Source organism: Isoptericola jiangsuensis (genome assembly GCF_002563715.1).
Lineage (GTDB): Bacteria > Actinomycetota > Actinomycetes > Actinomycetales > Cellulomonadaceae > Isoptericola > Isoptericola jiangsuensis.
In genome coordinates this window covers 2,409,454-2,433,568 of the sequence record NZ_PDJJ01000001.1, presented here as the reverse complement: position 1 = coordinate 2,433,568, position 24,115 = coordinate 2,409,454, and the positions used below count along the sequence as shown (strand labels likewise).

The following is a 24,115-nucleotide window of genomic DNA, read 5'->3' as shown; positions in this document are numbered from 1 at the left end:
CACGTATCGGGCAGGATGGGCACATGGACAGGCAGCAGGAGTTCGTGCTCCGCACGGTCGAGGAGCGCGACATCCGCTTCATCCGACTCTGGTTCACCGACGTGCTCGGGGTGCTGAAGTCGGTCGCGGTGGCGCCCGCCGAGCTCGAGCAGGCGTTCGTCGAGGGCATCGGGTTCGACGGGAGCTCCATCGAGGGGCTGACCCGCGTCTACGAGGCCGACATGATCGCCAAGCCCGACCCGACGACGTTCCAGGTCCTGCCGTGGCGCGGGGAACGGCACGGCACGGGTCGCATGTTCTGCGACATCCTCACGCCGGACGGCTCGCCGTCCCTGGCGGACTCCCGCAACGTCCTCAAGCGGGCGCTCGCGAAGGCGAGCGACAAGGGCTTCACCTTCTACACGCACCCCGAGGTCGAGTTCTACCTGTTCAACCAGGTCACCTCGCCGGACGCCCCGCTCGTGCCGGTCGACAACGGCGGGTACTTCGACCACCTGGCGCGCGGCAGCACGCACGACTTCCGTCGCGCGGCGATCACCATGCTGGAGTCGATGGGCATCTCGGTGGAGTTCTCCCACCACGAGGCCGGCCCGGGCCAGAACGAGATCGACCTGCGGTACGCGGACGCCCTCGCCACGGCCGACAACCTCATGACGTTCCGCACGGTCGTCAAGGAGGTCGCGCTCGAGCAGGGCGTGTTCGCGTCCTTCATGCCGAAGCCGCTGGCGAACCAGCCGGGCTCGGGCATGCACACCCACATGTCGCTGTTCGAGGGCGACCGCAACGCGTTCCACGAGCCCGGCGCGCAGTTCGAGCTGTCCAAGACGGCCCGCCAGTTCATCGCCGGCCTGCTCGTCCACGCGGGCGAGATCACCGCGGTGACGAACCAGCACGTCAACTCGTACAAGCGGCTGTGGGGCGGCGCCGAGGCGCCCAGCTACATCTGCTGGGGCCACAACAACCGCTCCGCGCTGGTGCGCGTGCCCATGTACAAGCCGGGCAAGGGCAACTCGTCGCGCATCGAGTACCGCGCGCTCGACTCGGCCGCGAACCCGTACCTCGCGTTCGCGGTGCTGCTCGCCGCGGGCATGAAGGGCATCGAGGAGGGCTACGACCTGCCCGAGGCCACCGAGGACGACGTGTGGGAGCTGACCGACGCCGAGCGTCGCGCGCTGGGGATCGCCCCGCTGCCCGAGTCGCTCGACGAGGCGGTCGAGCTCATGGAGTCGTCCGAGCTCGTGGCCGAGACACTCGGCGAGCACGTCTTCGACTTCGTGCTGCGCAACAAGCGCAACGAGTGGGCCGCGTACCGCTCGCAGGTCACGCCGTACGAGCTGCAGACGTCGCTGCAGTTCCTGTGAGCAGGTCGGGGGCGTCGTCGCGGTGAGCTCGACCACGTCGGGACGGGGCCGCCGCGAGACCCCGACCCGCAGGCTGCTGCGGGCGGGGTTCGCGGACCTCACGCGGTCCGCGGGGCTCTGGGAGGACCCGGCGCTGCGGGCCCTGGTCGGCGAGGACGACGACGTCCTGCTCCTGGAGCTCGCGGCCACGGCCGACCCGGACCTGGCGCTGCTGCAGATCGTGCGGCTCGCCGGGGTGGAGCGTGCCCAGGACCGTCTGCAGGCGCTGCGCCACGCCGACGCCGCCGCCACCCGCGCCCGGCTGCTCGCCGTGCTCGGCGCGTCGAGCGCGCTGGGCGACGAGCTCGTCCGGCGGCCGGAGGTGCTGGACGTCCTCGGCGAGGGCGACCGCGGCATCGGCGTCGACCCGGGCGCCGTGCGGGCCGAGCTGTTGCGCGCCGTCGGCGCGGACCCGGACGCGGACGTCCCCGTCGCGGCGCCGGACCCCGCCCGGGACGACGCGCCGGCGTGGCCGGACCCGGACGCCCGCACCGCGACGGACGCCCTGCGGCGCGCCTACCGGGCGCGGCTGCTGCGCATCGCGGCGACCGACCTGACGGCGAGCGACCCCCTGGCCGTCCTGCCGGGTGTCGCGGCCGCGCTGGCCGACCTGGCGGCGGCCGCGCTGGACGCCGCGCTGGCCGTCGCGCGCGCCCAGCTCCCCGGGCACGGCCGCGAGGTCCGCCTCGCCGTGCTGGGGATGGGCAAGACGGGCGGCCGGGAGCTCAACTACCTCTCCGACGTCGACGTCGTCTACGTGTGCGAGCCCGCTCTGGTCGACGACGAGCCCGTCGTCGACGAGCCGACGGCGCTGCGGATCGGCACCCAGCTCGCCTCCCGGCTGCAGAAGGTGTGCGGCGGCACGTCGATCGAGCCCGCGCTGTGGGAGGTGGACGCGGCGCTGCGGCCCGAGGGCAAGCAGGGCCCTCTGGTGCGGACGCTGGCCAGCCACGTCGCCTACTACGAGCGGTGGGCGGAGACCTGGGAGTTCCAGGCGCTCCTCAAGGCCCGGCCCGTCGCGGGCGACGTCGCGCTCGGCGAGGCGTACCGCGAGGTGACCGCGCCGTTCGTGTGGTCCGCCGTCAACCGGGACCACTTCGTCGAGGACGCCCAGGCGATGCGCCGCCGCGTGGAGGACCACGTGCCCAGCGCGGAGGCGGACCGGCAGATCAAGCTCGGCAAGGGCGGGCTGCGGGACGTCGAGTTCACGGTGCAGCTCCTGCAGCTCGTGCACGGCCGCACGGACGACGGCATCCACCAGGCCAACACCCTGGACGCGCTGGCCGCGCTGGCGGCCGAGGGGTTCGTGGGTCGCGAGCACGCGGTGCGCATGGGGGACTGCTACCGGTTCCTGCGGGCGCTGGAGCACCGCGTGCAGCTCTACCGGCTGCGCCGTACCCACCTGCTGCCCACCGGCGAGGACGAGCTGCGACGCCTGGCCCGGTCGCTCGGGCTCGCGGCCGGCGGCGCGGACGGCCTGCTCAAGCGGTGGCGGGACACCCGGCGCGAGGTCCGTTCCCTGCACGAGGCGGTGTTCTACCGGCCGCTGCTGCCGGCCTGGGCGCAGCTGTCCGACGACGAGATCTCGCTGGACGCGGCCGCCGCGCGTGCCCGGTTCGCGGCGATCGGCTACCGCGACCCGGAGGGGGCGATGCGGCACGTGGTGGCCCTCACCGGGGGCACGTCGCGGCGGGCTGCGCTCCAGCGGCAGCTGCTGCCGGTCATGCTCGGCTGGTTCGCGGAGGGGGCCGACCCGGACGGCGGGCTGCTCGCGTTCCGCAAGCTGTCCGACGACCTCGGCTCCACCCCCTGGTACCTGCGGCTGCTGCGCGACTCCGGCAACGCCGCCTACCACCTGGCGCAGCTGCTGGCGTCGTCGCGCTACCTGTCGGACGCGCTCGCCCGCTCGCCCGAGGCCGTCCAGTGGCTGGCGGACACGTCCCGTCTGGAACCGCGCGGCCCGGAACGCCTCGCGGCGGAGGCCGACGCCGTGCTCACCCGCGCGGACGAGGCCGGCCCGGCCGCCACCCGGCTGCGGGCGCTGCGACGCCGGGAGCTGGCCCGCACCGGTGCCGGCGAGGCCCTGGGCGTGCTCGACCCGGTGACCGCGCAGGCCGCGATCTCCGACGCCGCCGACGTGGTGCTGGTCGGCGGGCTGCGGGTCGCCGAGTACGCGGCGCGCACCGAGCTCGGGCTCGGCCCGGACCCGACGGCCAACCCGACCCGCATGCTCGTGGTCGCGATGGGTCGGCTGGGTGGGCAGGAGATGGGCTACGGGTCCGACGCGGACGTCATGTTCGCCCATCAGCCCGACCCCGGCGCCGACGCCCGGCTCGCCCAGGACTTCGCGCTGGCCACCGCGCGCACCATGCAGAAGCTGCTGTCCGCCGTCGGCCCGGAGCCGAACCTTCCCGTCGACGCCGACCTGCGCCCCGAGGGACGCCAGGGCGCGCTGGTGCGGACCCTCGACTCGTACGCCGAGTACTACGAGCGGTGGGCCAGCGTGTGGGAGCAGCAGGCGCTGCTGCGAGCCCGTCCCGTGGCGGGAGCCATCGGCGGCGAGACGGACCTCGCCCGCCGGTTCGACGCCATGGTCGACCCGCTGCGCTATCCGGTCGGCGGTCTGCCGGAGGCCGCGCTGCGCGAGGTGCGCCGCATCAAGGCGCGCGTCGAGTCCGAGCGGCTGCCGCGCGGCGTCGACCCGACCCGTCACCTCAAGCTGGGCCGCGGCGGGGTGTCCGACGTCGAGTGGGCCGTGCAGCTCCTCCAGCTCCAGCACGGCCACGAGGTCGAGGGGCTGCGCACCACGCGCACGGTCGCGGCGCTCGACGCGGCGGTGGACGCCGACCTCGTGGACGCCGACGACGCCGACCAGCTCCGCACGGCCTGGCACCTCGCGTCCCGCCTGCGCTCCGCGCTCGTGCTCTGGTCCGGCAAGACGGGCGGGCCCCGCGCCGACGTGCTCCCCGCCGACGCCCGCTCCCTGTCCGCGCTGGCCCGGCTCCTCGGGGACGTCGGCACCGGCGTCGAGCTCGAGGACCTCTACCTGCGGACGTCCCGGCGGGCCCGGACCGTCGTCGAGCGTCTCGTCTACGGCGAGGACTGACCCGGCGACCTCCGCGACCGGACCTCTTGTGGCCCGCCCGGCGGGCCGACGAGCGCGACCGCCGGGGCGGACCGCTCCCGCAGGGCGCCGTCCGTGCGGCAGGATGTGCTCATGCTGACCTGCGGACCCCGCCACGCGCGGGCGACCCTCCTGACCCCGGCCCGACCCGCGGCGGTGACCGCGTGAGCGCCGGCCTGCTCGGGCTGCTCGACGACGTCGCCGCGATCGCGCGCCTGGCCGCCGCGTCCATCGACGACGTCGGCGCGGCGGCTGCCAAGGCGACCGCCAAGGCCGCGGGCGTCGTCGTGGACGACACCGCCGTCACGCCGCAGTACGTGCACGGCGTCGCGGCCGACCGCGAGATCCCGATCGTCAAGAAGATCGCCGTCGGCTCGATCCGCAACAAGGTCCTCATCATCCTGCCGGTGGCCCTGATCCTCAGCCAGTGGGCGCCGTGGCTCCTCACGCCGATCCTCATGCTGGGCGGCACCTACCTCGCCTTCGAGGGCGCCGAGAAGATCTGGGGCAAGCTCCGCGGGCACACCGACCACAAGACGCCGGCCGCGACCGAGGGGCCGGAGGCGGAGAAGAAGCTCGTCGCCGGCGCGATCCGCACGGACCTCATCCTGTCCGCCGAGATCATGGTCATCGCGCTCAACGAGGTCGCCGAGGAGCCGTTCTTCGCCCGCCTCGCGATCCTGCTGGTCGTCGCCGTGGTCATCACCGTCATCGTGTACGGGGTGGTCGCGCTCATCGTGAAGATGGACGACGCGGGGCTCGCGCTCGCCGGCCGCGAGTCGCCCACCAGCCAGCGGCTCGGCCGGTCCCTGGTGTCCGGCATGCCGAAGGTGCTCGCCGTCATCTCGACGGTCGGCACGGTCGCGATGCTCTGGGTCGGCGGGCACATCCTGCTCGTCGGCGTCGACGAGCTCGGGTGGCACGCCCCCTACGACCTCGTGCACCACGCCGAGGAGGCCATCGCGCACGCCGTGCCCGGCATCGGCGGGTTCCTCGCCTGGTGCTTCAACACGCTGTGCTCGGCGATCATCGGTCTGCTCGTCGGTGCCGTGGTGGTGGCGATCATGCACGTCCTGCCGTTCGGCAAGGGCCACGGCGGCGGTCACGGCGACGCGCACGACGCGGCCCCGCAGGGCGAGAGCGCACCGGGCGCCGGGCTCGCCGCGACCGGCGCGGACGGCGGGACGCAGGACCCGACCGGCACCGGCAGCGACCCGGACGGTGGTCCGGGTGGCAGGGGATCCGCCGAAGGCCGCTGAGGGTCGGATCCGACGGGCCGACCGCGCCTCAGTCGCCGCCGAGGCCGGCGCGGCGGTGCTGCACGAGGGTGACCCGGACGCCTCCCACGAGCAGGAGCCCTCCCAGGACACGGCTGCCGCGGCGGTGCGCCGTGTGCGACGATGCCGCCGAGCCGGGCGTCCGCCCCGCGGTGCTCGCCTCGCGCGGCATCGTGGGTGGAGAGACGTGGTGGGCTCGGACCGCACCCAGGAAGGAAACCGATGAGGATCGTCGTCCCGTTGAAGGTCGTCCCCGACACGTACGGGGAACGCACCCTGTCCCTGGAGACGGGGCTCGCGGACCGGACCCCGAGCGACGCCGTCCTCGACGAGATCGGCGAGCGCGCCCTCGAGGTCGCCCTCGCGTACGCCGACGAGCACCCCGACACCGAGGTCGTCGCCCTCGCCATGGCCCCCGAGCTCGCCCTCACCGGGCTGCGCAAGGCTCTTGCCACCGGCGCGACCGACGCGTGCCTCGTCGTCGACGAACGCCTCGTCGGTGCCGACGTCGTCCTCACCGCCGAGGTGCTCGCCGCGGCCGTCCACCACCTCGGGTTCGACCTGGTCGTGGCCGGGGACATCTCGACCGACGGCGGAGGGGGAGCGGTGCCCGCCGCGCTCGCCGAGGTGCTCGGCGTGCCCGCCGCCACCAGCCTGCGCGAGGTCCGGATCACCGGCACGGAGGTCGCCGGCGTCCGGGCCGCCGACGGCGCAGACGTCCAGGTCTCCGCGCCGCTGCCCGCCGTCGTGTCGATCACCGAGGCGCTGCCCGCCGCCCGGATGCCCGGCTTCAAGGGGATCATCGCCGCGAAGAAGAAGACGATCGAGACCCTCACCACCGCCGACCTCGGCATCGACCCCGAGGACCCGGACGCCGCCCGGTCGATCATGACCGCGATCGCAGCCCGCCCGCCCCGCACCGCCGGCACCACCATCGTCGACGACGGCGACGCCGGGCGACGCCTGGCCGAGTTCCTCGTCGAGAACCGGCTGGCGTGAGAGGAAACCCGATGAACGACACCCACGAGCCCGTCCTCGTCCTCCTCGACCGCGACCCCGACGGCGCCCTCGCGTCGTCGAGCGCGGGCCTCCTCGCCGCGGCCGCCGGCATCGGCGTCCCCGTCGCGCTCCTCGTGGGGGACGGCGCCGCCGAGCAGGCCGACCGTGCCGCCGCGCTCGGCGCGCGACGCGTCCTGCTCGCCCCCACCGCCTCGGACGCCCTGGGCGTGCCCCACGTCGACGCCCTCGCCGCCGCCGCCGAGCACGTCCGCCCCGCCGCCGTCCTGCTCCCGCACTCCGTCGACGGCCGCGAGACCGCCGCCCGGTACGCCGTGCGCACCCGCTCCGCGCTCGCCGTCGACGCCGTGGGCGTCGCCCGGGACGCCGAGGGCGTCGTCGCGCACCACGCCGCCTACGGCGGCAGCTACCGCGTCGAGTCCGCCGCGACATTCGGTGCGCTCGTCGTGACCCTGCGTCCGGGCGCCGTCGACACTCGCGCCGACGCCGTCCCCGACGCGCGCGTCGAGAAGATCGACGTCGTCGCCTCCGGGCTGCCCGCCGCCACCGTCCTCGCGGTCGAGCCCGTGGTCGAGGAGTCGTCGGGCCCCGACCTGCGCAGCGCCGCGACGGTCGTCGCGGGCGGCCGCGGCCTCGGCTCCGCCGAGGGCTTCGCGCTCGTCGGCAGGCTCGCCGACGCCCTCGAGGCAGCCGTCGGCGCCACCCGTGACGCCGTCGACCTCGGCTACGTGCCCGCCTCCCACCAGATCGGGCAGACCGGTGCCGTCGTGTCGCCGCGGCTCTACGTCGCGCTCGGCATCTCCGGTGCCGTCCAGCACCTCTCCGGCATGCAGACCTCGTCCACCATCGTCGCCGTCAACACCGACGAGGACGCCAAGATCTTCGAGATCGCGGACTTCGGCGTCGTCGGCGACGTGTTCGACGTCGTCCCGCAGCTCATCGAGGCCCTCGCCGAGAGGAAGGACGCGTGACCAGGGTCGTGCGGCGCGGTCTCCCGCGCGTCCCCGGTGGCGAGCCCTGGCCGCCCGCCACCACCGTGACCGGCAGACCTGAGGCGTCGTCGGACGAGCCCGACGACCCGGCCGCCGCGCCCGTGACGGACCAGGTCGCGGTCGCGGCGACGGTCGGCGCGATCGCGCTGCGGCGGGGTCTGCCGCGCGTGGCCGGCGGCGAGCCCTGGCCGCCCGCCGGCCTCGCACCCGCCCGCGTCGTCCCGCCGGCGACCGAGCCCGTCGCCGCCCCGGGCCCCGAGAGCGGCGTCGAGCCCGTGGCCGGAGCGGACCTGACCGCCGCGGCGTCCGCACCGACCGTCGTCGAACCCGCCGGGGGCGCCTCCGCCCCGACGGATCCCGAGAGCGCGCCGATCGCGCCGACCGACGCGGGCGCCCCCCGGCAGGACCGGCCCGCCGTGCCGGCGCTGCCCGCCTGGGTCCTGCGCACCGTCCGGCCCGCCGCCACGGCGCTCGCGGTCCTCGTCGTCGCCGTGATCCTGGCCCGATGGCTCGTCGGCCTCGCGCCCGTGCGGGACTTCCTCGCGACCTACGACGGCACCGCGCCGATGCCGGCCGACGCCCCCGTCGGCATCCCCGCCTGGCTCGCCTGGCAGCACTTCTTCAACCTGTTCCTCCTCGTCCTCGTGGTCCGCACGGGCCTCCAGGTGCGTCGGGAACGGCAGCCTGCGGCCTACTGGGCACCCCGGTCCGACCCGTCCGCCAAGATCGGGCTGTCGTCGTGGACCCACCAGAGCCTCGACGTCCTCTGGGTCGCCAACGGCGTGGTCTACGTCGTCCTGCTGTTCGCCACCGGGCAGTGGGTGCGCATCGTCCCCACGAGCTGGTCGGTCGTCCCCGAGGCGGCGTCCGCCGCGCTGCAATACCTGGCCCTCGACTGGCCCACCGAGAACGGCTGGATCCACTACAACGGCCTCCAGCAGCTCACCTACTTCGTCACCGTGTTCGTCGCCGCGCCCCTCGCCGTCGCGACCGGCGTCCGCATGAGCCGGTACTGGCGGTCCACGGCCACGCTCGACCGCGTGCTGCCCGTCCACGTCGCCCGCCGGGTCCACTTCCCGGTGATGGTCTACTTCGTCGCGTTCGTCGTCACCCACGTCGGCCTCGTCCTCGCCACCGGCGCCCTGCGCAACCTCAACCACATGTTCGCCGGCCGCGACGACACCGGCTGGGTCGGCCTCGGCGTCTTCGCCCTGGCCGTCGTCGTGGTCGTCGGCGCCGCCGCCGCCCTGCGACCCGTCCTCGTCGCACCCGTGGCGCGACGCCTCGGGACGGTCACCAGCAGATAGCGCCCGGGCCGCCAGTCACGAAGGAGTGATCATGGACGCCGTCGAGTTCCGCAAGGGGCCTGGCCGGGGTCACGGTGGACCGCACGGCCGTGTCCCAGGTCAACGGCGAGACCAACTCGCTGCTCTACCGCGGATATCCCCTGCAGGAGCCTGTGGCCACCTGCCGGTTCGACGAGGTCGTCCACCTGCTCTACGCCGGCGACGATGTCAGCCGCGCGTCGTGAGGCCTGATTCGACCGAGGCTGGTCAGACATGTTCGCATATGCGAAACTGTCTGTCATGACTCTTCTCGGTGTGTCCGAGGCCGCCGAGCGGCTGGGGGTCTCCACGCGGCGTGTGCAGCACCTGGTCGCGAGCGGCCACCTGCGTCAGGTGGCGCGCGGTGTCGTCGACGAGGCGTCGGTCGAGCGTCTGCTCGCTGTGCGCGGCGCCTCGCACGTCCGAGCGTGGTCCGAGCTCACGGCGTGGGGCGCGGTCGCGATCCTGTCAGGGGCGGAGGCCGACTGGATGGGGGAGCGGCAGCGCGCTCGCCTCCGAGCCCGGCTACGGACGATCACGGCCGGCGATCTGGTGGAGCGGGCCCGCAATCGTGCGGTCGTGGCTCGGTATCGAGCCCATCCGAGTTCAGGAAGGCACCTCCGGGCCGAGATCGTCCACGCGGCGGGCTTGGCCGGGCGGCTCGGCCTTGCCGAGACGAACGCCGTCGACGGCTATCTCGCTGCGAAGGACGTCTCCGGTGTCGTGCGGCGCCATGGCCTGATGCGTGACGACGAAGGTCGGGTCACGCTCCGCGCGACGACCGTGGACCTCGACATCGTGCATGACCTGATCGACCGCGGGACGGTTCTCGCCGCGCTGGACCTGGCGGAGTCGCTCGACGTCAGGGAGCGACGGGCCGGCCTGGACGCGATCGGCGACGTCCTGGAGGGCTTCCGTGGCTGACCGCCGGGTGATCGACGTGCCCGCTCCCGCCGGAGGCTGGGGCGCGCCGTGGCCGAACGTCGCCGAGATCGAGGCTGTGCTGCCGCACGCCACGTGGACGCTCGTCGGGGGACTCATGACGCAGCTGCACGCGATCCATCGGGGCGTCGGCGTGATCCGTCCGACGAACGACGTGGACATCGTGCTCCACGTCGAGACCACCCGAGGTGTCGCAGCAGTCGCCGCGAACGCCCTGGAGTCGATCGGGTACCAGTTCATGCCCTCGATCGACGACCGCAACGACATCGCCCACCGCTTCACCCGTGGCACGTCGCGGGTCGATCTCGTCACCGGCGCCACGGATGTCATCGACGTCCTCGTCGCCGATCACGCCGCCCCCCGGGTGATCGAGAGGCTGCGCGGCAAGCGGATGATGGCGATCGAAGGCGGAACCCAGGCGCTCCGGCGAACGATCCATGCGCGACTGCGGATCGTCGACGAGCGGACGACCACCGTCAGTGTCCCGTCGCCCTTCGGTGCCCTGATCCTCAAGGCCCCTGCCTTCCAGACGGACTCCGTGACAAGGAACGCCATCTCCAGGACGCGGCGCTGCTGTTGTCCGTCATCGAGGACCCCTACGTCGAACGCGAACACTTCGCCGGATCGGACCGGGCGCGTCTCGCCGTGCTGGCGAAGGCGCTGCTCCCTGACGGAGCCAGAGCGTGGCGGTCGCTCCCCGCTGAACGGCAGGCCGACGGTCAGGTCGCGCTCCGCATCCTCACGGCGTGACGTTGCAGCAGTACGGTGCTGCGGGGCGATGGGATCTAGGCTCGTCAATGTGTCAGCGATGATCTCCAGTACCGAACTTGCTTGTGCTCTTGGTCGGTGACTCCTGGCGTCTTCGGACTGCGACGCGACGACAACTCGCAGGCGCTGCACGTGTGGTTCACGGGCTTCGCGCCCGCGGACGGCCCGTAGGTGCGATGCCCGCGTAGCGATTTTCCTCAGGGTCAGAGAACTCTGCGAGGGTGCTACCTCGCGAGGCCAAGACCCTCTCCGTGCGGACGTCAATGACCACTCGGCCAGGGGCAACCTTTGTGTCTCGCTCACCTTTCGCTCAGCCCTGAGTTGGTCGCGCCGATGTCCCGAGGAGTGGGGGCATGCGCGTTGAGCGACACCTGGTTGGTCGTGTACGCGTCCCGGGTACTCGTCAACCGTAGGTCAGCCACGAGGGCAGCGACAAGATGGTCGTGCTTCTTTCGGATCTCACCAAGTTCGAGGGCCGGAATTGCTTCGGACTCGCTCTTCGCGAACATCGTCTCCCACCCTGGGTCCCAGTCGCCCCTCCAGGCCGGGCGGCGGCGAAACGTGCTGCTCCGGATCTTGGCGTCTTCTCCCCAGGTACCGAAGGTTTGGAAGCACGCGTCCATGAAGGCTGCGTACCTGTCATAGATGGAGTCGCTGAAGAGGGGCGCTGCGCAGTAGAAGTTGCGGTCAAGTCGCCGCTTGAGCTCGAGAACCGCAGGCGGGGAGGTGTCGCGCCACGTGCCGATGAAAGTCAGGTAGCACATGAGCATGTTCATGTCGGGCACGAGTTGCTGGTAGCACTCAATGCGAAATCGTAGCAACTCGTCGTTTCTTCCCTGTCGTCGTGTGAAGACGACGCCGAACCCCGCGACGATCAAAGGAGTGGCGATGCTCCCGACGACCGCGACTACTTCGATCCAGGCTGGCAGCATGACAGAAATGATGCACCGAGGACGAAAGTCTCGCTCGATGTGGAGGGAGTCCATTCCTCAGCCGGGAAGCGTGGGTTCCGAAGCGCGGGTAGCGCTGCCTTTGGGGTGGTACGCCAACCACTCCTTGCGGCAAGCGAAACGGCGGCCGTCCTGCACACGAGTGCAGGACGGCCGCCGTTCGTGACGACTCAGCAGGCCCTCAGGAGGGCCACCGATCAGATGTCGTAGTAGAGCTCGAACTCGTGGGGGTGCGGGCGCAGACGCACGGGGTCGATCTCGTTGGTGCGCTTGTAGTCGATCCAGGTGGCGATGAGGTCCTCGGTGAAGACGTCACCCTGGGTCAGGTACTCGTGGTCGGCCTCGAGGGTGTCGAGGGTCTCGCCGAGCGAGGACGGCACCTGGGCGATCTGCGCGTGCTCCTCGGGGGGCAGCTCGTACAGGTCCTTGTCGACCGGCGCCGGGGGCTCGATGCGGTTCTTGATGCCGTCGATGCCCGCGAGGAGCTGGGCCGAGAAGGCCAGGTACGGGTTGGCCGAGGGGTCGGGCACGCGGAACTCGACGCGCTTCGCCTTCGGGGAGTTGCCCGTGATCGGGATGCGGATGCAGGCGGAGCGGTTGCGGGCCGAGTAGACCAGGTTGACCGGGGCCTCGTAGCCGGGGACCAGGCGGTGGTAGGAGTTCACCGACGGGTTGGTGAAGGCCAGCAGCGAGGGGGCGTGCTTGAGCAGACCGCCGATGTACCAGCGGGCGATGTCCGAGAGGCCGCCGTAGCCCTTCTCGTCGTAGAACAGCGGCTCGCCGTTCAGCCACAGGGACTGGTGGGAGTGCATGCCCGAGCCGTTGTCGCCGAAGATCGGCTTCGGCATGAACGTGACCGACTTGCCGGCGTTGAAGCCGACGTTCTTGATGACGTACTTGAACTTCATCAGGTCGTCGGCCGCGTGCAGCAGCGTGTTGAAGCGGTAGTTGATCTCCTGCTGGCCGGCGGTGCCCACCTCGTGGTGCGCGCGCTCGACGCTCAGGCCGACCTCGCCGAGGGTGGCGACCATGTCGTCGCGGAGGTCCGCGAAGCGGTCCGACGGGGAGGTGGGGAAGTAGCCGCCCTTGTAGCGCGTCTTGTACGCCTTGTTGCCGCCCTCCTCCTCACGACCGGTGTTCCACGCCGCCTCGACGGAGTCGATGGAGTAGAACGAGGAGTGCGAGTTGGTCTCGAAGCGCGCCTCGTCGAAGACGTAGAACTCGGCCTCGGGGGCGAAGAACGCGGTGTCCGCGATGCCGGTGGAGGCGAGGTAGGCCTCGGCCTTGGCGGCGATGTTGCGCGGGTCGCGGGAGTACGGCTCGTCCGTGAACGGGTCCACGATCGAGAAGTTCATGACGAGCGTCTTGCGCTTGCGGAACGGGTCGATGAAGGCGGTCTTGACGTCCGGGACCAGCTTCATGTCCGACTCGTGGATCGCCTGGAAGCCACGGATCGAGGAGCCGTCGAACATGAGGCCCTCGGTGAAGGAGTCCTCCGAGAACTGGTCGACGGGGATGTTGAAGTGCTGCATGACGCCCGGCAGGTCGATGAACCGGATGTCGATGAACTCCACCCCTTCGTTACGGGTGAAGGCGATTGCCTCCTCGGCATTGGTGAACATGCATGCGCTCCTTGATGGGGAAGGGGTCACGTGGCTCGGCGACCATGACGCTAGGACCGTACCGTTACCCCCGCGTGGCTCGGAAGTTTCGTCCACGTTACGTAGACCCTGATGGCCCCGCGTACCCTGGGGAACATGGCCACACGCAGAGAATTCGGGTCCTGGCTGAGCGGTCCCGACGTCCCGACAGGTGAGACGACGGACCGGGACAGCCTCGGTCTGCCGGCCTCGGGACCGGGTTCGCGGGCGGGTCTGGGGCGCCGCGTGGTGGCCCTGTGCGTCGACTGGGCGGCGGCCAGCGCCATCAGCTACGCGTTCTTCGACCTCGACTCCTGGGCGACGCTCGGCATCTTCGCCGTCATGAACCTGATCCTCGTCGGGACGGTCGGCTCGACCCTCGGTCACGCGCTGCTGCGGCTGCAGGTCCGGCGCCTCGACGTGTCCGTCCCGCACCTCGTGGGGCTGGGCCGCAGCGCCGTGCGGGCGCTGCTGCTGTGCCTCGTCATCCCCGCCGTCGTGTGGGACACGGACGGTCGCGGGCTGCACGACAAGGCGGCCGGGACCGTCATCGTGCGTCGATGACCGTCCCGGCCGCCAGGTCGTGATCCCCGAGGCCGTGCCGCGCGGGCTCAGCGCCCGCGCATGCCCTTGCGGTCGGGGCGCGCCTTCATCGGGTCGACGCCCTTGGGCACGGGCAGCCGCACGCCGCCGAGCGCCTTGAGGCGCTTGCCGACCTCGCCGGCCTCGGCGCTGGTCAGCTGCTTCTTCATCTTCTGGACCTGGCGCGCCACCTTGGGCAGCGGCACCTGGCCGTCCTCATTGCCCACCTGGATGGTGGCGACGGGCACGTTCTGCAGCACGCGCGCGGTGCGGCGGCGCTCGTCGTCGAGCATGCGCTGCACCCGGTACGACGGGCCCTCGGAGACGAGGACGACGCCGGGGCGACCGACGCCGCGGAACACGAGGTCCTGGTGCCGGTTCACCGCGACGGGCTCGTCGTCGAACGTCCAGCCGCCGCGCACGGTGCCGAGAGCGGCGCGGACGGCGCCCGGCTGCCCCTCGATCTGCGTGTACGCGGCGCGCTCGGCGCGGCGGGTGAGGATGAACATCGCGGCGAGCAGCGCGAACGGCAGGCCGACGACCGTGGCGTAGATCGGGTGGCCGGTGAGGAAGCCGATGAGGAGCGCGACCGCCAGGACCCCGCAGAACACCGCGAGCATCACCCAGGTGATGAGCGGGTCCTGCCGCCGGGTCATCTGGTAGGCGGACCACACCTGGTGGTACCAGCGCTGCTTCTTGGGCTTCTTCTGCTTCGGGGTGGACGCCGGCTCGCCGGCGTCGGACTTGGTGCGGGCCATGGTGCCTGATTCTACTGGGCGCGGGGGGCGACGAGGCTCGCCGCCTCCTGGCGCGAGGTGGTCGGTTCGGTGAGGTGCGCGAGCGCGGCGGGCACGGCCTGGCCGCGCTTCGTCATCGCCTGGCCCCACAGGCGCCCGGCGCGGTAGGAGGACCGCACGAGCGGCCCGGCCATGACGCCGAGGAACCCGGTGGACTCCGCGAACTCGCTGAGCTCGACGAACTCCTCGGGGCGGACCCACCGCTCGACGGGATGGTGGCGCAGCGAGGGGCGCAGGTACTGGGTGATGGTGATGAGGTCGCACCCGGCGTCGCGCAGGTCGACGAGCGCCTGCTTGACCTCGTCGATGGTCTCGCCCATGCCGAGGATGAGGTTCGACTTGGTGACGAGCCCGGCCTCGCGGGCGCGGGTCAGGACGGACAGCGACCGGTCGTAGCGGAACGCGGGCCGGATCTGCTTGAAGATGCGCGGCACGGTCTCCACGTTGTGCGCCATGACCTCGGGCCGCGACTCGTTGACCTGGTCGAGCAGCTCCGGGATGGCGTTGAAGTCCGGGATGAGGAGCTCGACGCCGGTGCCAGGGTTGAGGGCGTGGATCTGGCGGACCGTCTCCGCGTACAGCCAGGCGCCGCCGTCGGGCAGGTCGTCGCGGGCGACGCCGGTGACGGTGGAGTACTTCAGGCCCATCTGCTGGACGGACTCGGCGACGCGCCGCGGCTCGTCGGCGTCGAAGTCCGCGGGCTTGCCGGTGTCGATCTGGCAGAAGTCGCAGCGGCGGGTGCACTGGTCGCCGCCGATGAGGAACGTGGCCTCGCGGTCCTCCCAGCACTCGAAGATGTTGGGGCAGCCCGCCTCCTCGCACACGGTGTGCAGGCCACCGCCCTTCACCAGGCCCTTGAGCTCCCGGTACTCGGGGCCCATCACCGCCCGGGTCTTGATCCACTCGGGCTTCTTCTCGATCGGGGTGGTGGCGTTGCGGGCCTCGATGCGCAGCATGCGGCGGCCCTCGGGTGCGATCGTCACGGCTCTCTCCGTCGTCGAGCGGGTGGTCGCCGGGCGGGTCGAGCGACCCGGCCGGACCTGGTCAGCCTACGTGAGCAGGTTCACCCTGGGGTCGGGCTTCCCGGTCGTCGGACGTGACGTCGGCAACACCGGTGCCGGGGTCGCGGGGCGCGGTCCGGGTGGCGAGGGCGCGCTCCAGGTCGGCGACCAGGTCGTCCGCGACGTCGGCGGGCGTGACGGTGCGGCCGAGCTCGGCGCTCAAGGAGGTGACGTCGGCGTCGGTGATGCCGCACGGCACGATGTGCCCGAACCGGTCGAGGTCGACCGCGCAGTTGAGGGCGAGGCCGTGCATCGTGACGCCCTTGGCGACGCGGACGCCGATGGCGCACACCTTGCGCTCGCGCCGGGGAAGGCGGCCCGCGGCGGTGTCGCCGGGGTCGGCGGGCAGCCACACGCCGCTGCGGCCCTCGACGCGCACGGTGTCGAGCCCGAGCCGGGCGCAGGTGGCCATGACCGCCTCCTCCAGCGCGCGGACGTAGTCGACGACGTCGACGGGCTCGGCGAGGCGGACGATCGGGTAGACGACCTGCTGGCCGGGCCCGTGCCAGGTGATCTTGCCGCCGCGGTCGACGTCGACGACCGGCGTGCCGTCGTCGGGACGCTCGTCGCGGCGGGTGCGGCGCCCGGCGGTGTAGACGTCGGTGTGCTCGACGAGCAGCAGGGTGTCCTCGGCGGCGCCGGTGCGCACGGCCTCGTGGACGTCGCGCTGGAGCGCCCACGCCTCGTGGTAGTCGGTGAGACCGGGCAGTCTGCGCACGTCCATCGCGCCAGCCTAGCCCTCGGGCGGGACGGCGCCGTCGGGGGTCTGTGGGGTCTCGCGTCCGGCGCGGACCATGGCGACGAGGAGCGTGCGCAGCTCGGTGACCTGGTCGTCGTCGAGGCCGCGGGAGGCGAGGTCCTCGGCGGGTCGGTAGCGGCCGGCCTCCATCGCGGCGGCGCGTCCGGCGTCGGCGAGGGTGACGGCGCGGCGGCGGCGGTCGCGCGGGTCGTCGTCGCGCGTGACGTAGCCGGACCGTTCCAGGCGGGCCACGATCCGGCTCATGGTCTGCTCGGTGACGCCGTTGAGGTCGGCGAGCTCGCGCTGGGTGCGGGGCCCGCCGAGCAGGTGCAGGAGGACGGGGAAGCCGGCGTGGTTGAGGTCCCACCCGGCGAGGTGGGCGTTCCACTCGCGCTCGATCCGGCGCGCGACCGTGAAGAGGAGCCTGCCCGTCGGCCAGTGGGCGGGATCCTCGCTCGTGGGTGCCGGTGCGGCGTCGCCGGGCCAGCGCGGGGCGTCGGTCACTTGCGTGCGTTCCTCCTGTCGGTCATCATACTCAGCATGCTGAGGAATAGGTGGACGGGTGTCGTCCGTGGTCTGGTCATTCTGGCAGCCATCGGCGTGTGGCTCGCGGTCGGCGCGCTCGGTGGTCAGGCCCAGGGCAACCTGAGCAGCGTCCAGACCAACGAGGCCGCCGCGTTCCTGCCCGAGAGCGCCGAGTCCACGCGCGCCGCCGAGCTCGCCGCCGAGTTCACCGACTCCGAGACCCTCCCGGCGCTCGTCGTCGTGGAACGAGCCGACGGCGGCAGCCTCGACGGCGACGACCTCGCCGCCGTGCAGGCCTACGCCGACGCCCTGCCCGACGCCCCCCTGGAGGGCACCTCCGGCGACGAGCCCCGCACCGTCGGGGACGCCAGCGTCGCCGACCCCGTCGTCGTGCCCTCGCAGGACGGCGAGGCGGCCCTCGTCGTCGTCTCCCTCGACGCCGACCTCGCGAGCGAGGACGTCGGCGCGGACGAGTCCAGCGTCGCCGGGCTGTCCATCCAGGCGCTGCGCGACCTCGTCGAGGCCCCCGCGGCCGACGGCGGTCTCGCGGACACCGGGCTCCAGGCCTGGGTCACCGGCCCGGCCGGCTTCATCGCGGATCTCACCGGCGCCTTCGGTGCCATCGACACCGTCCTGCTGCTCGTCGCGCTCGGCGCCGTCCTCGTCATCCTCGGGCTCGTCTACCGCTCGCCCGTCCTGCCGTTCATGGTCATCATCAACGCCGTGCTCGCGCTCTGCCTCGCCGGGCTGGTCGTCTACCACCTCGCCGCCAACGGCACACTGACCCTCAACGGACAGTCGCAGGGCATCCTGTCGATCCTCGTGGTCGGGGCCTCCGTCGACTACGCGCTGCTCGTCGTCGCCCGCTACCGCGAGGAGCTGACGGCGCTCGCGTCGCCGTGGACGGCCATGCGTCGCGCGATCAAGGCGTCCTGGGAGCCGATCGCGGCCAGCGCGGGCACCGTCGTCGCCGGCCTGCTGTGCCTGCTGCTGTCCGACCTGTCCTCGAACCGCTCCCTCGGCCCCGTCGCGGCCATCGGCATCGTCGCGGCGTTCGTCGCCGCGTTCACGCTCCTGCCCGCCCTGCTGCTCATCGGCGGCCGCCGCGCCCGCTGGGTGTTCTGGCCGCGGGTCCCGCGCCCCGTCGAGGCCGCCGCCGGCACCGGTGACGCCGAGGCCGCGCCCGCCGCCCCGACGACCGGCACCGACGACTCCGTCGACGTCGCGGGGCACGGCGTCTGGTCCCGCGTCGCGTCGTTCGTCGGCCGCCACGACCGTGCCACCTGGATCGTCACCGCCCTCGTCCTCGCCGCCGCGGCCGCGTTCGTCCCGACGCTCGACGCGAACGGCACCGGCGACTCCGACGTCTTCCTCACGCAGGTCGACTCGGTCGACGGCGAGGAGGTCCTCACGGCGCACTTCGAGGGTGTCTCCGCCCAGCCGGCGGTCGTCATCGCGCCCGCCGAGGACCTCGACGCCGTCGTCGCGGCCGCCGAGGGCACCGACGGCGTCGCCGCCGCCACGCCCGTCACCGACCAGCCCGCCGCGGCGCCGGGGGCGCCCGCCCAGGGCGAGCCGCTCGTCGTCGACGACCGCGTGCGCGTCGACGTCACCACCGAGGCGCCGTCGGACAGCCAGGCCGCCGTCGAGACCGTCGAGGCCCTGCGCGCGTCCGTCCACGACGTCTCGCCCGACACGCTGATCGGCGGGGCCGCCGCCGAGCGCCTCGACACCCAGCTCGCCGGGCAGCGCGACCTGCGCGTCATCGTGCCGGTCGTCCTGGCGGTGATCCTCGTGATCCTCGTGCTCCTGCTGCGCTCCGTCCTCGCCGCGGTCCTGCTCATGGCGGCGAACGTGCTGTCCTTCGGTGCCGCGCTCGGTGTCGCCGCGATCCTGTTCGAGCACGTCTTCGGCTTCCCGGGCGCCGACCCTGCCGTGCCGCTCTACGCGTTCTGCTTCCTCGTGGCGCTCGGCGTCGACTACTCGATCTTCCTCATGACCCGCGTCCGTGAGGAGTCCCTGGTGCACGGCACGCGGGCCGGGGTGCTGCGCGGTCTCGCCGTCACGGGCTCCGTCATCACGTCCGCGGGCGTCGTCCTGGCCGCCACGTTCGCGGCGCTCGGCGTCATCCCGCTGCTCTTCCTCGCGCAGCTCGCGTTCATCGTCGCGTTCGGCGTGCTGGTCGACACGCTCGTGGTGCGCAGCCTGCTCGTCCCGGCGCTCGTCCACGACGTCGGCGACCGCGTGTGGTGGCCGTCCCGGCTCGCCCGCGGGGTCGCGCGGCACCGCTGAGGCCCGGTGTCCCGAGGGGCCGTCCTGCGGCCCGTCGGGCACCATGGAGCCCATGGCGCAGCAGACGGGCAACGAGACGACGGACGAGCAGACCGCGGACGCGGCACCGCCGCGCCCGCCACGGGTCGCGATCGTCGGGTACGGCGGCGCCGGGCGGGAGATCCACGCCCGGCTCGCGGCGGAGGCCGGGGTGCCCGTCACGGCCGTGGTCACCCGTGACCCCGGTCGGCGCACCCAGGCGGCGGGGGACTGGCCCGGCGCGCGCCTGCACCCCGACCTCGACTCCCTGCTGGCGGCGCGGGCGACCTACGACCTCGTCGTCGTGGCCAGCCCGACCGCGCTGCACGCCGAGCAGGCCGCCGCGCTGGCCCGGGCGGGGGTGCCGTTCGTGCTCGACAAGCCCATCGGCGTGGACGCGCACGAGGCGCGGGCGGTGGTCGCCGAGGCAGCCGCCACGGGCACCCCGTTCACGGTGTTCCACAACCGTCGCTGGGACCCCGAGCAGCTCACCCTGACCGCGCTGCTGGAACAGGGCGGCCTGGGGGACGTGCACACGTTCGAGCGCCGCTGGGAGCGTTGGCGCCCGGTGCCCCGCAAGCGGTGGAAGGAGAACGACCGCGCCGGCGGCGGGCTCCTGCTCGACCTCGGGCCGCACCTCGTGGACTCCGCGACCCGCCTGTTCGGTCCGGTCACGAGCGTGTGGGCGCAGACCCGCGCCCTGACCACCCCCACGGAGGACGACGTCTTCCTCGTGCTCACCCACGAGCCCGGCGGCGGCGTCGCGGCCTCCCCGCACGCCGTCGTCTCGCGCCTCTGGGCGGGGTCGGTCGTGGGGGCCCCGGGGCCACGGACCCGCGTCCTGGGCACCGCCGGCGCCTACCTCGTGACGACGTTCGAGCAGGACGCCTCCCCGCTGGAGGTGTTCGACGACGCCGCACCGACCGGGACGCTCGGCTGGCTCACCCGGGGCCGCGACCGTGAGCCGGTGCCCGTCGCGCCCGGCGGGCACGCCGACTTCTACCGTGAGCTCGGACCGTGGCTGGCCGGCCGCACCCCCGCGCCCGTCGACCCCGCCGACGCCGTGCGTACGGCCGAGGTGCTGGACGCCGCGAGGGCGTCGGCGCGAGACGGCCGCCGCGTCGACCTCTGACCCGGTCGGCGGCCGGCCCCGCGGCACCCGCCACCGGGGGCCTGTGGACGGCCGGAGCGCGCCAGGGGCCCGGCGGTGTTCGATGGGTGCCGTGCGCACCGACGTCGTCCTCACCGTCCCCGCCGACGCCGCCGCCCGCGAGGCGCTCCTCGACCGGCTGACGCGGCTCGCCGCCGTCGACCACGACGGGGTCGAACCCGTCGGCCCCGCCCGCGCCGACCCGGACGGCTCGCTGCGCGTGCGTCGGGCCGGGGGAGTCGTCACCGACATGGCGACCCTCCTGACCGTGCGGGGCCGCTGCGCGCCCGACGAGGCCGCCGGCGTCCTCGTGACGCTCGCCCAGGGGCTGGCCGCGCTGCACGACGCCGGGCTGGTGCACGGCCCGCTCACCGCCGCGGACGTCGTGGTCGACGCCGAGGGCCGCCCGCGGATGCGACCCCGCCTCGACCCGCCGGGGGAGCGGTGGCAGGAGGCGGACGACGTGCACGCGCTCGCCGGTCTCGTCGCCGGGCTCACCGCGGACGGCGACGGCGACGAGCTCGTGGCGCTGCGTGCCGCGCTCGCTCCCGCCCTGGCGCCGGAGCCGCGGGTGCGACCCGAGGCCGGGACCTTCGCGGCCCGCGTGCACGACGCGGTGCCGCCGCGGCCGGTCCGGGTGCCCGAACCGGCCACGCTCGCCGCCGCCGCGCTGGGACGCCCCGCGGCCCGGAGGGCCGACGTCCCCGGGCGCGCCGGGGTGCGGCACCGGCGGGCTCGTCGGGCGGCCCGTGGGCGACCGGCGTCCCCCGCCGGCCGGACGGCGCGCCGCAGGGCGGCCACGCGGGCCGGACGCGGCCCCGCCCCCACCGACCGGGGGCGGGTGCTCGTCGGGGCGGGCGGCGTCGTCGTGGTGGTCGGCCTGCTCGTCGCCGTCGGGCTGCACCTCACCGGTCCTGGCACGGCGCCCGCCGCCGAGGGAACGGGATCGTCCGCGACCTCGGCCGCGACGGGTGGGCCCGGCGCGCAGGCCGTGCGCGACCCCGCCGACCCGGGTGGCGCCGCCGAGGCCCTGACCCTGCGTCGGGTCGCGCTGCTCGCGGGCGACGGCGACGTGCGGGACCTCGTGCTCGCCGGGTCGCCCGCCGAGACCGAGACCACGGCGCTCCTCGCCGACGCCGTCGGGAGCGGGGTGCGGGTGCTCGACCCGGTCGTCACGCTGCACGGGACCCGGGTCGAGCAGGATGCCCCGCCCGGGACCGCCGTGGTGCGCGTGGACTACGTCGTCGAGGCGCACGACCAGGTCGCGGCGGACGGCACGACGACACGGGTGCCCGCCGGTCCACGGCGCACCGCCGTCCTCCACCTGACCTGGACCGACGCGGGCTGGCGGGTCACGGACGTCGGCTGAGGATCCCGTCCCACCCCGTCCCAGCCCGTCCCGCGGCCCGGACGGACCGACCGGGGCCGGGGACGCCGCAGGGCGGGCACCCGGCCACCGACGGTCCGTGGACCGGGGTGGCGGGTGCCCGCCCTGCGGGACGTGCGAGGCGTCAGAGGCCGAGCTCGGCCTCGAACGCGCCCTCCTCGATGCGGTTCTTGACCGCGGCGAGGAAGCGCGCGGCGTCCGCGCCGTCGACCAGGCGGTGGTCGTACGACAGGAAGAGGTACGCCATCTGACGGATCGCGATGGTCTCCTCACCGTCCGGACCGGTGACCACGACGGGCTTCTTCGTGATCGTGCCGGTGCCGAGGATCGCGACCTGGCCGACCGGGACGATCGGGGTGTCGATGAGCGCCCCGCCCGAACCGGTGTTGGTGATGGTGAAGGTGGCGCCGCTCAGGTCGTCCGGGCCGACCTTGTTGTCCCGCGTGCGCGAGGCGAGGTCGCCGATCTGGCGGGCGATGCCCGCCAGGTTGAGGTCACCGGCGTTCTTGATGACCGGCACGATCAGGCCACGCTCGGTGTCGACCGCGAGGCCGATGTTCTCCGAGGAGTGGTACGTGATCTCGCCCTTGTCGGTGTCGATCGACGCGTTGACCTTCGGGAAGGCCTTGAGCGCCTCGACGGCGGCCAGCGTGTAGAACGGCAGGAACGTGAGGTTCGCACCCTCGCGCGCCTTGAAGTCCGCCTTCGCCCGGGCGCGGAGCTTCGCGACCTTGGTGACGTCGACCTCGACCACGGTGGTGAGCTGGGCCTGGGTCTGCATCGCCTCGAGCATGCGCTCGGCGACGACCTTGCGCAGACGCGACATCTTCTCGGTCGTGCCGCGCAGCGGGGAGACCTCGGGGACCGAGGCCTTCTTCGGCGCCGGGGCCGCGGGGGCGGCAGCGGCGGGAGCCGGGGCGGCGGCCTTCTCGGCCGCGGCGAGCACGTCCTCCTTGCGGACGCGACCACCGACGCCGGTGCCCTGGAGGGTCGAGACGTCGACACCCTTCTCCGCGGCGAGCTTGCGCACGAGCGGGGTCAGGTAGGAGCCACGGCCGGCAGCCGGGGCGGACTCCGCGGCCGGCGCCGGGGCGGCAGGCGCGGAGGCGGGCGCCGGTGCGGGCGACGACTCCTTCGCCGGGGCGGGCGCGGGCGCCTTCTCCTCGGCGGCGGGGGCCGGGGCGGGCTCCGGGACGCCGACGGGCTCCGGGGCGGGAGCCGGCTTCTCCTCGGTCTTCGCCGGCGCGGGCGCGGAGCCCGAGCCGATGATCGCCAGGACGGCGCCGACCTCGACGGTCTCGTCCTCGGCGGCGCGCACCTCCAGGAGGGTGCCCGCCACGGGGGACGGCACCTCGGTGTCCACCTTGTCGGTGGAGACCTCCAGGAGCGGCTCGTCGACGGCGACCTCGTCACCGACCTCCTTGAGCCAGCGGGTGACGGTGCCCTCGGTGACGGACTCGCCGAGCGCCGGGAGGGTCACCTCGGTGCCCTCGGCGGGGCCGGACGACGCCGGGGCGGACTCGGCGGCGGGCGCCTCGGCCGGGGTGGCCTCGGCGGGGGCGGACTGCTCGGGCTCGGCGGGGGCCTCGGGCTCGGCGGGGGCCTCGGGCTCGGCGGGGGCGGACTGCTCGGCGGCACCCGCGGAGCCGGCGCCGGAGCCGTCGCCGATGACGGCCAGCACGGCACCGACCTCGACGGTCTCGTCCTCCTCCGCGAGGATCTGCTCGAGCACACCGGCGACCGGGGACGGGATCTCCGTGTCGACCTTGTCGGTGGAGACCTCGAGCAAGGGCTCGTCGACCTCGACGGTGTCACCGACCGACTTGAGCCAGCGGGTGACGGTGCCCTCGGTGACGGACTCGCCGAGTGCAGGCAGCTGCACGTTCTCAGACATGACCTGTGGAGTCTCCTTCGATCAGTGGGTCAGGCGACGTGCCGTGACCGGCCGACCTCTGTGGTCGGCCGATGGGTGTGGGTTGCCGCTTTCCTGGGTCACTCCGAGTCATCTTGTCACTTCCTGGTGCCCCGCCCCAATCGAGGTCCCCCTCCGAGAAATGTGATGCTCGGTACACAGTGCCCGGTACGGGACGATTTGCTGGCGGTCGTGCCTGTCGTCGTCAGAACGTCGG

At 73.4% G+C, this 24,115-nt stretch carries 19 protein-coding genes and 1 pseudogene; 13 read left to right on the top strand and 7 right to left on the bottom strand.

What is annotated here, in order from left to right:
* Positions 1 to 23: 23 nt before the first annotated feature.
* The 9 genes and pseudogenes from glnA (ATJ88_RS11115) to ATJ88_RS11075 all read left to right on the top strand — a co-directional run bounded on the left by glnA (ATJ88_RS11115) (position 24) and on the right by ATJ88_RS11075 (position 10,927).
* Positions 24 to 1,361: a type I glutamate--ammonia ligase gene (glnA, locus tag ATJ88_RS11115; RefSeq protein ID WP_098463881.1), complete on the top strand. Its 1,338-nt coding sequence runs from the start codon at positions 24 to 26 to the stop codon at positions 1,359 to 1,361.
* A gap of 22 nt (positions 1,362 to 1,383) precedes the next feature.
* Positions 1,384 to 4,506, top strand: coding sequence for a bifunctional [glutamine synthetase] adenylyltransferase/[glutamine synthetase]-adenylyl-L-tyrosine phosphorylase (locus ATJ88_RS11110; RefSeq protein ID WP_098463880.1), 3,123 nt, complete (start codon positions 1,384 to 1,386; stop codon positions 4,504 to 4,506).
* Positions 4,507 to 4,688: 182 nt separating this feature from the next.
* Entirely contained in the window at positions 4,689 to 5,783 is a 1,095-nt protein-coding gene (locus ATJ88_RS11105; RefSeq protein ID WP_098463879.1) for a DUF808 domain-containing protein, read from the top strand.
* 240 nt (positions 5,784 to 6,023) lie between these two features.
* On the top strand, positions 6,024 to 6,800 hold the full coding sequence (locus tag ATJ88_RS11100) for an electron transfer flavoprotein subunit beta/FixA family protein (protein ID WP_098463878.1): 777 nt from the start codon (positions 6,024 to 6,026) through the stop codon (positions 6,798 to 6,800).
* Positions 6,801 to 6,811: 11 nt separating this feature from the next.
* Entirely contained in the window at positions 6,812 to 7,789 is a 978-nt protein-coding gene (locus tag ATJ88_RS11095; protein ID WP_098463877.1) for an electron transfer flavoprotein subunit alpha/FixB family protein, read from the top strand.
* Entirely contained in the window at positions 7,786 to 9,117 is a 1,332-nt protein-coding gene (locus tag ATJ88_RS11090) for a cytochrome b/b6 domain-containing protein (protein ID WP_098463876.1), read from the top strand. Before ATJ88_RS11095 ends, ATJ88_RS11090 begins: the two co-directional genes overlap by 4 nt.
* A gap of 59 nt (positions 9,118 to 9,176) precedes the next feature.
* A pseudogene (locus tag ATJ88_RS11085) lies at positions 9,177 to 9,320 on the top strand (citrate/2-methylcitrate synthase); the annotation flags it as partial.
* A 76-nt stretch (positions 9,321 to 9,396) separates the two neighbouring features.
* Positions 9,397 to 10,059 carry a helix-turn-helix domain-containing protein gene (locus ATJ88_RS11080; protein WP_141538657.1) on the top strand — a complete coding sequence of 221 codons (663 nt, stop codon included), beginning with the start codon at positions 9,397 to 9,399 and terminating at the stop codon, positions 10,057 to 10,059.
* Positions 10,052 to 10,927: a hypothetical protein gene (locus ATJ88_RS11075; protein WP_211287501.1), complete on the top strand. Its 876-nt coding sequence runs from the start codon at positions 10,052 to 10,054 to the stop codon at positions 10,925 to 10,927. The genes ATJ88_RS11080 and ATJ88_RS11075 overlap by 8 nt, the downstream gene beginning before the upstream one ends.
* Before the next feature lie 217 nt (positions 10,928 to 11,144).
* Here the strand turns inward: ATJ88_RS11075 and ATJ88_RS11070 are convergent, their stop codons facing one another.
* Together ATJ88_RS11070 and glnA (ATJ88_RS11065) are read right to left on the bottom strand one after the other, a co-directional pair.
* Positions 11,145 to 11,777, bottom strand: a complete 633-nt coding sequence (locus ATJ88_RS11070; protein ID WP_098463873.1) for a hypothetical protein — start codon at positions 11,775 to 11,777, stop codon at positions 11,145 to 11,147.
* A 215-nt stretch (positions 11,778 to 11,992) separates the two neighbouring features.
* Complete coding sequence (gene glnA, locus ATJ88_RS11065) at positions 11,993 to 13,417, bottom strand: type I glutamate--ammonia ligase (RefSeq protein WP_098463872.1); 1,425 nt, start codon at positions 13,415 to 13,417, stop codon at positions 11,993 to 11,995.
* A 135-nt stretch (positions 13,418 to 13,552) separates the two neighbouring features.
* Here glnA (ATJ88_RS11065) and ATJ88_RS11060 point away from each other — a divergent pair, with 135 nt between their 5' ends.
* Positions 13,553 to 13,999, top strand: a complete 447-nt coding sequence (locus ATJ88_RS11060) for an RDD family protein (RefSeq protein ID WP_098465289.1) — start codon at positions 13,553 to 13,555, stop codon at positions 13,997 to 13,999.
* Between the two features lie 47 nt (positions 14,000 to 14,046).
* Here the strand turns inward: ATJ88_RS11060 and ATJ88_RS11055 are convergent, their stop codons facing one another.
* From ATJ88_RS11055 to ATJ88_RS11040, 4 genes are all read right to left on the bottom strand, one after another.
* Positions 14,047 to 14,775: a DUF4191 domain-containing protein gene (locus ATJ88_RS11055; RefSeq protein ID WP_098463871.1), complete on the bottom strand. Its 729-nt coding sequence runs from the start codon at positions 14,773 to 14,775 to the stop codon at positions 14,047 to 14,049.
* 11 nt (positions 14,776 to 14,786) lie between these two features.
* Positions 14,787 to 15,797, bottom strand: coding sequence for a lipoyl synthase (gene lipA, locus ATJ88_RS11050; RefSeq protein ID WP_098463870.1), 1,011 nt, complete (start codon positions 15,795 to 15,797; stop codon positions 14,787 to 14,789).
* 61 nt (positions 15,798 to 15,858) lie between these two features.
* The gene (lipB, locus tag ATJ88_RS11045) at positions 15,859 to 16,599 is read right to left on the bottom strand and encodes a lipoyl(octanoyl) transferase LipB (RefSeq protein ID WP_098463869.1); all 741 of its coding nucleotides are present in this window, start codon (positions 16,597 to 16,599) and stop codon (positions 15,859 to 15,861) included.
* Positions 16,600 to 16,608: 9 nt separating this feature from the next.
* Positions 16,609 to 17,118: a MarR family winged helix-turn-helix transcriptional regulator gene (locus ATJ88_RS11040; protein ID WP_098463868.1), complete on the bottom strand. Its 510-nt coding sequence runs from the start codon at positions 17,116 to 17,118 to the stop codon at positions 16,609 to 16,611.
* A 36-nt stretch (positions 17,119 to 17,154) separates the two neighbouring features.
* Here ATJ88_RS11040 and ATJ88_RS11035 point away from each other — a divergent pair, with 36 nt between their 5' ends.
* The 3 genes from ATJ88_RS11035 to ATJ88_RS18345 all read left to right on the top strand — a co-directional run bounded on the left by ATJ88_RS11035 (position 17,155) and on the right by ATJ88_RS18345 (position 21,968).
* Positions 17,155 to 19,431: an MMPL family transporter gene (locus tag ATJ88_RS11035; protein ID WP_098465288.1), complete on the top strand. Its 2,277-nt coding sequence runs from the start codon at positions 17,155 to 17,157 to the stop codon at positions 19,429 to 19,431.
* 52 nt (positions 19,432 to 19,483) lie between these two features.
* Positions 19,484 to 20,581: a Gfo/Idh/MocA family protein gene (locus tag ATJ88_RS11030; protein ID WP_098463867.1), complete on the top strand. Its 1,098-nt coding sequence runs from the start codon at positions 19,484 to 19,486 to the stop codon at positions 20,579 to 20,581.
* 91 nt (positions 20,582 to 20,672) lie between these two features.
* Positions 20,673 to 21,968 (top strand): protein kinase family protein, encoded by a 1,296-nt coding sequence (locus tag ATJ88_RS18345; RefSeq protein WP_170023602.1) that lies wholly within the window; start codon positions 20,673 to 20,675, stop codon positions 21,966 to 21,968.
* Positions 21,969 to 22,110: 142 nt separating this feature from the next.
* Here the strand turns inward: ATJ88_RS18345 and sucB are convergent, their stop codons facing one another.
* A complete protein-coding gene (sucB, locus tag ATJ88_RS11020) occupies positions 22,111 to 23,880 on the bottom strand; it encodes a 2-oxoglutarate dehydrogenase, E2 component, dihydrolipoamide succinyltransferase (RefSeq protein WP_098463865.1) in 1,770 nt (589 codons plus the stop codon).
* Positions 23,881 to 24,115: the final 235 nt, after the last annotated feature.

Bases quoted from the DNA above. Each gene is read 5' to 3' on its own strand.
- glnA (WP_098463881.1), top strand. From the start codon at position 24: ATGGACAGGCAGCAGGAGTTCGTGCTCCGCACGGTCGAGGAGCGCGAC.
- ATJ88_RS11100 (WP_098463878.1), top strand. From the start codon at position 6,024: ATGAGGATCGTCGTCCCGTTGAAGGTCGTCCCCGACACGTACGGGGAA.
- ATJ88_RS11095 (WP_098463877.1), top strand. From the start codon at position 6,812: ATGAACGACACCCACGAGCCCGTCCTCGTCCTCCTCGACCGCGACCCC.
- ATJ88_RS11080 (WP_141538657.1), top strand. From the start codon at position 9,397: ATGACTCTTCTCGGTGTGTCCGAGGCCGCCGAGCGGCTGGGGGTCTCC.
- ATJ88_RS11070 (WP_098463873.1), bottom strand. From the start codon at position 11,777: ATGCTGCCAGCCTGGATCGAAGTAGTCGCGGTCGTCGGGAGCATCGCC.
- glnA (WP_098463872.1), bottom strand. From the start codon at position 13,417: ATGTTCACCAATGCCGAGGAGGCAATCGCCTTCACCCGTAACGAAGGG.
- ATJ88_RS11060 (WP_098465289.1), top strand. From the start codon at position 13,553: ATGGCCACACGCAGAGAATTCGGGTCCTGGCTGAGCGGTCCCGACGTC.
- ATJ88_RS11055 (WP_098463871.1), bottom strand. From the start codon at position 14,775: ATGGCCCGCACCAAGTCCGACGCCGGCGAGCCGGCGTCCACCCCGAAG.
- lipB (WP_098463869.1), bottom strand. From the start codon at position 16,599: ATGGACGTGCGCAGACTGCCCGGTCTCACCGACTACCACGAGGCGTGG.
- ATJ88_RS11035 (WP_098465288.1), top strand. From the start codon at position 17,155: ATGCTGAGGAATAGGTGGACGGGTGTCGTCCGTGGTCTGGTCATTCTG.
- ATJ88_RS11030 (WP_098463867.1), top strand. From the start codon at position 19,484: ATGGCGCAGCAGACGGGCAACGAGACGACGGACGAGCAGACCGCGGAC.
- sucB (WP_098463865.1), bottom strand. From the start codon at position 23,880: ATGTCTGAGAACGTGCAGCTGCCTGCACTCGGCGAGTCCGTCACCGAG.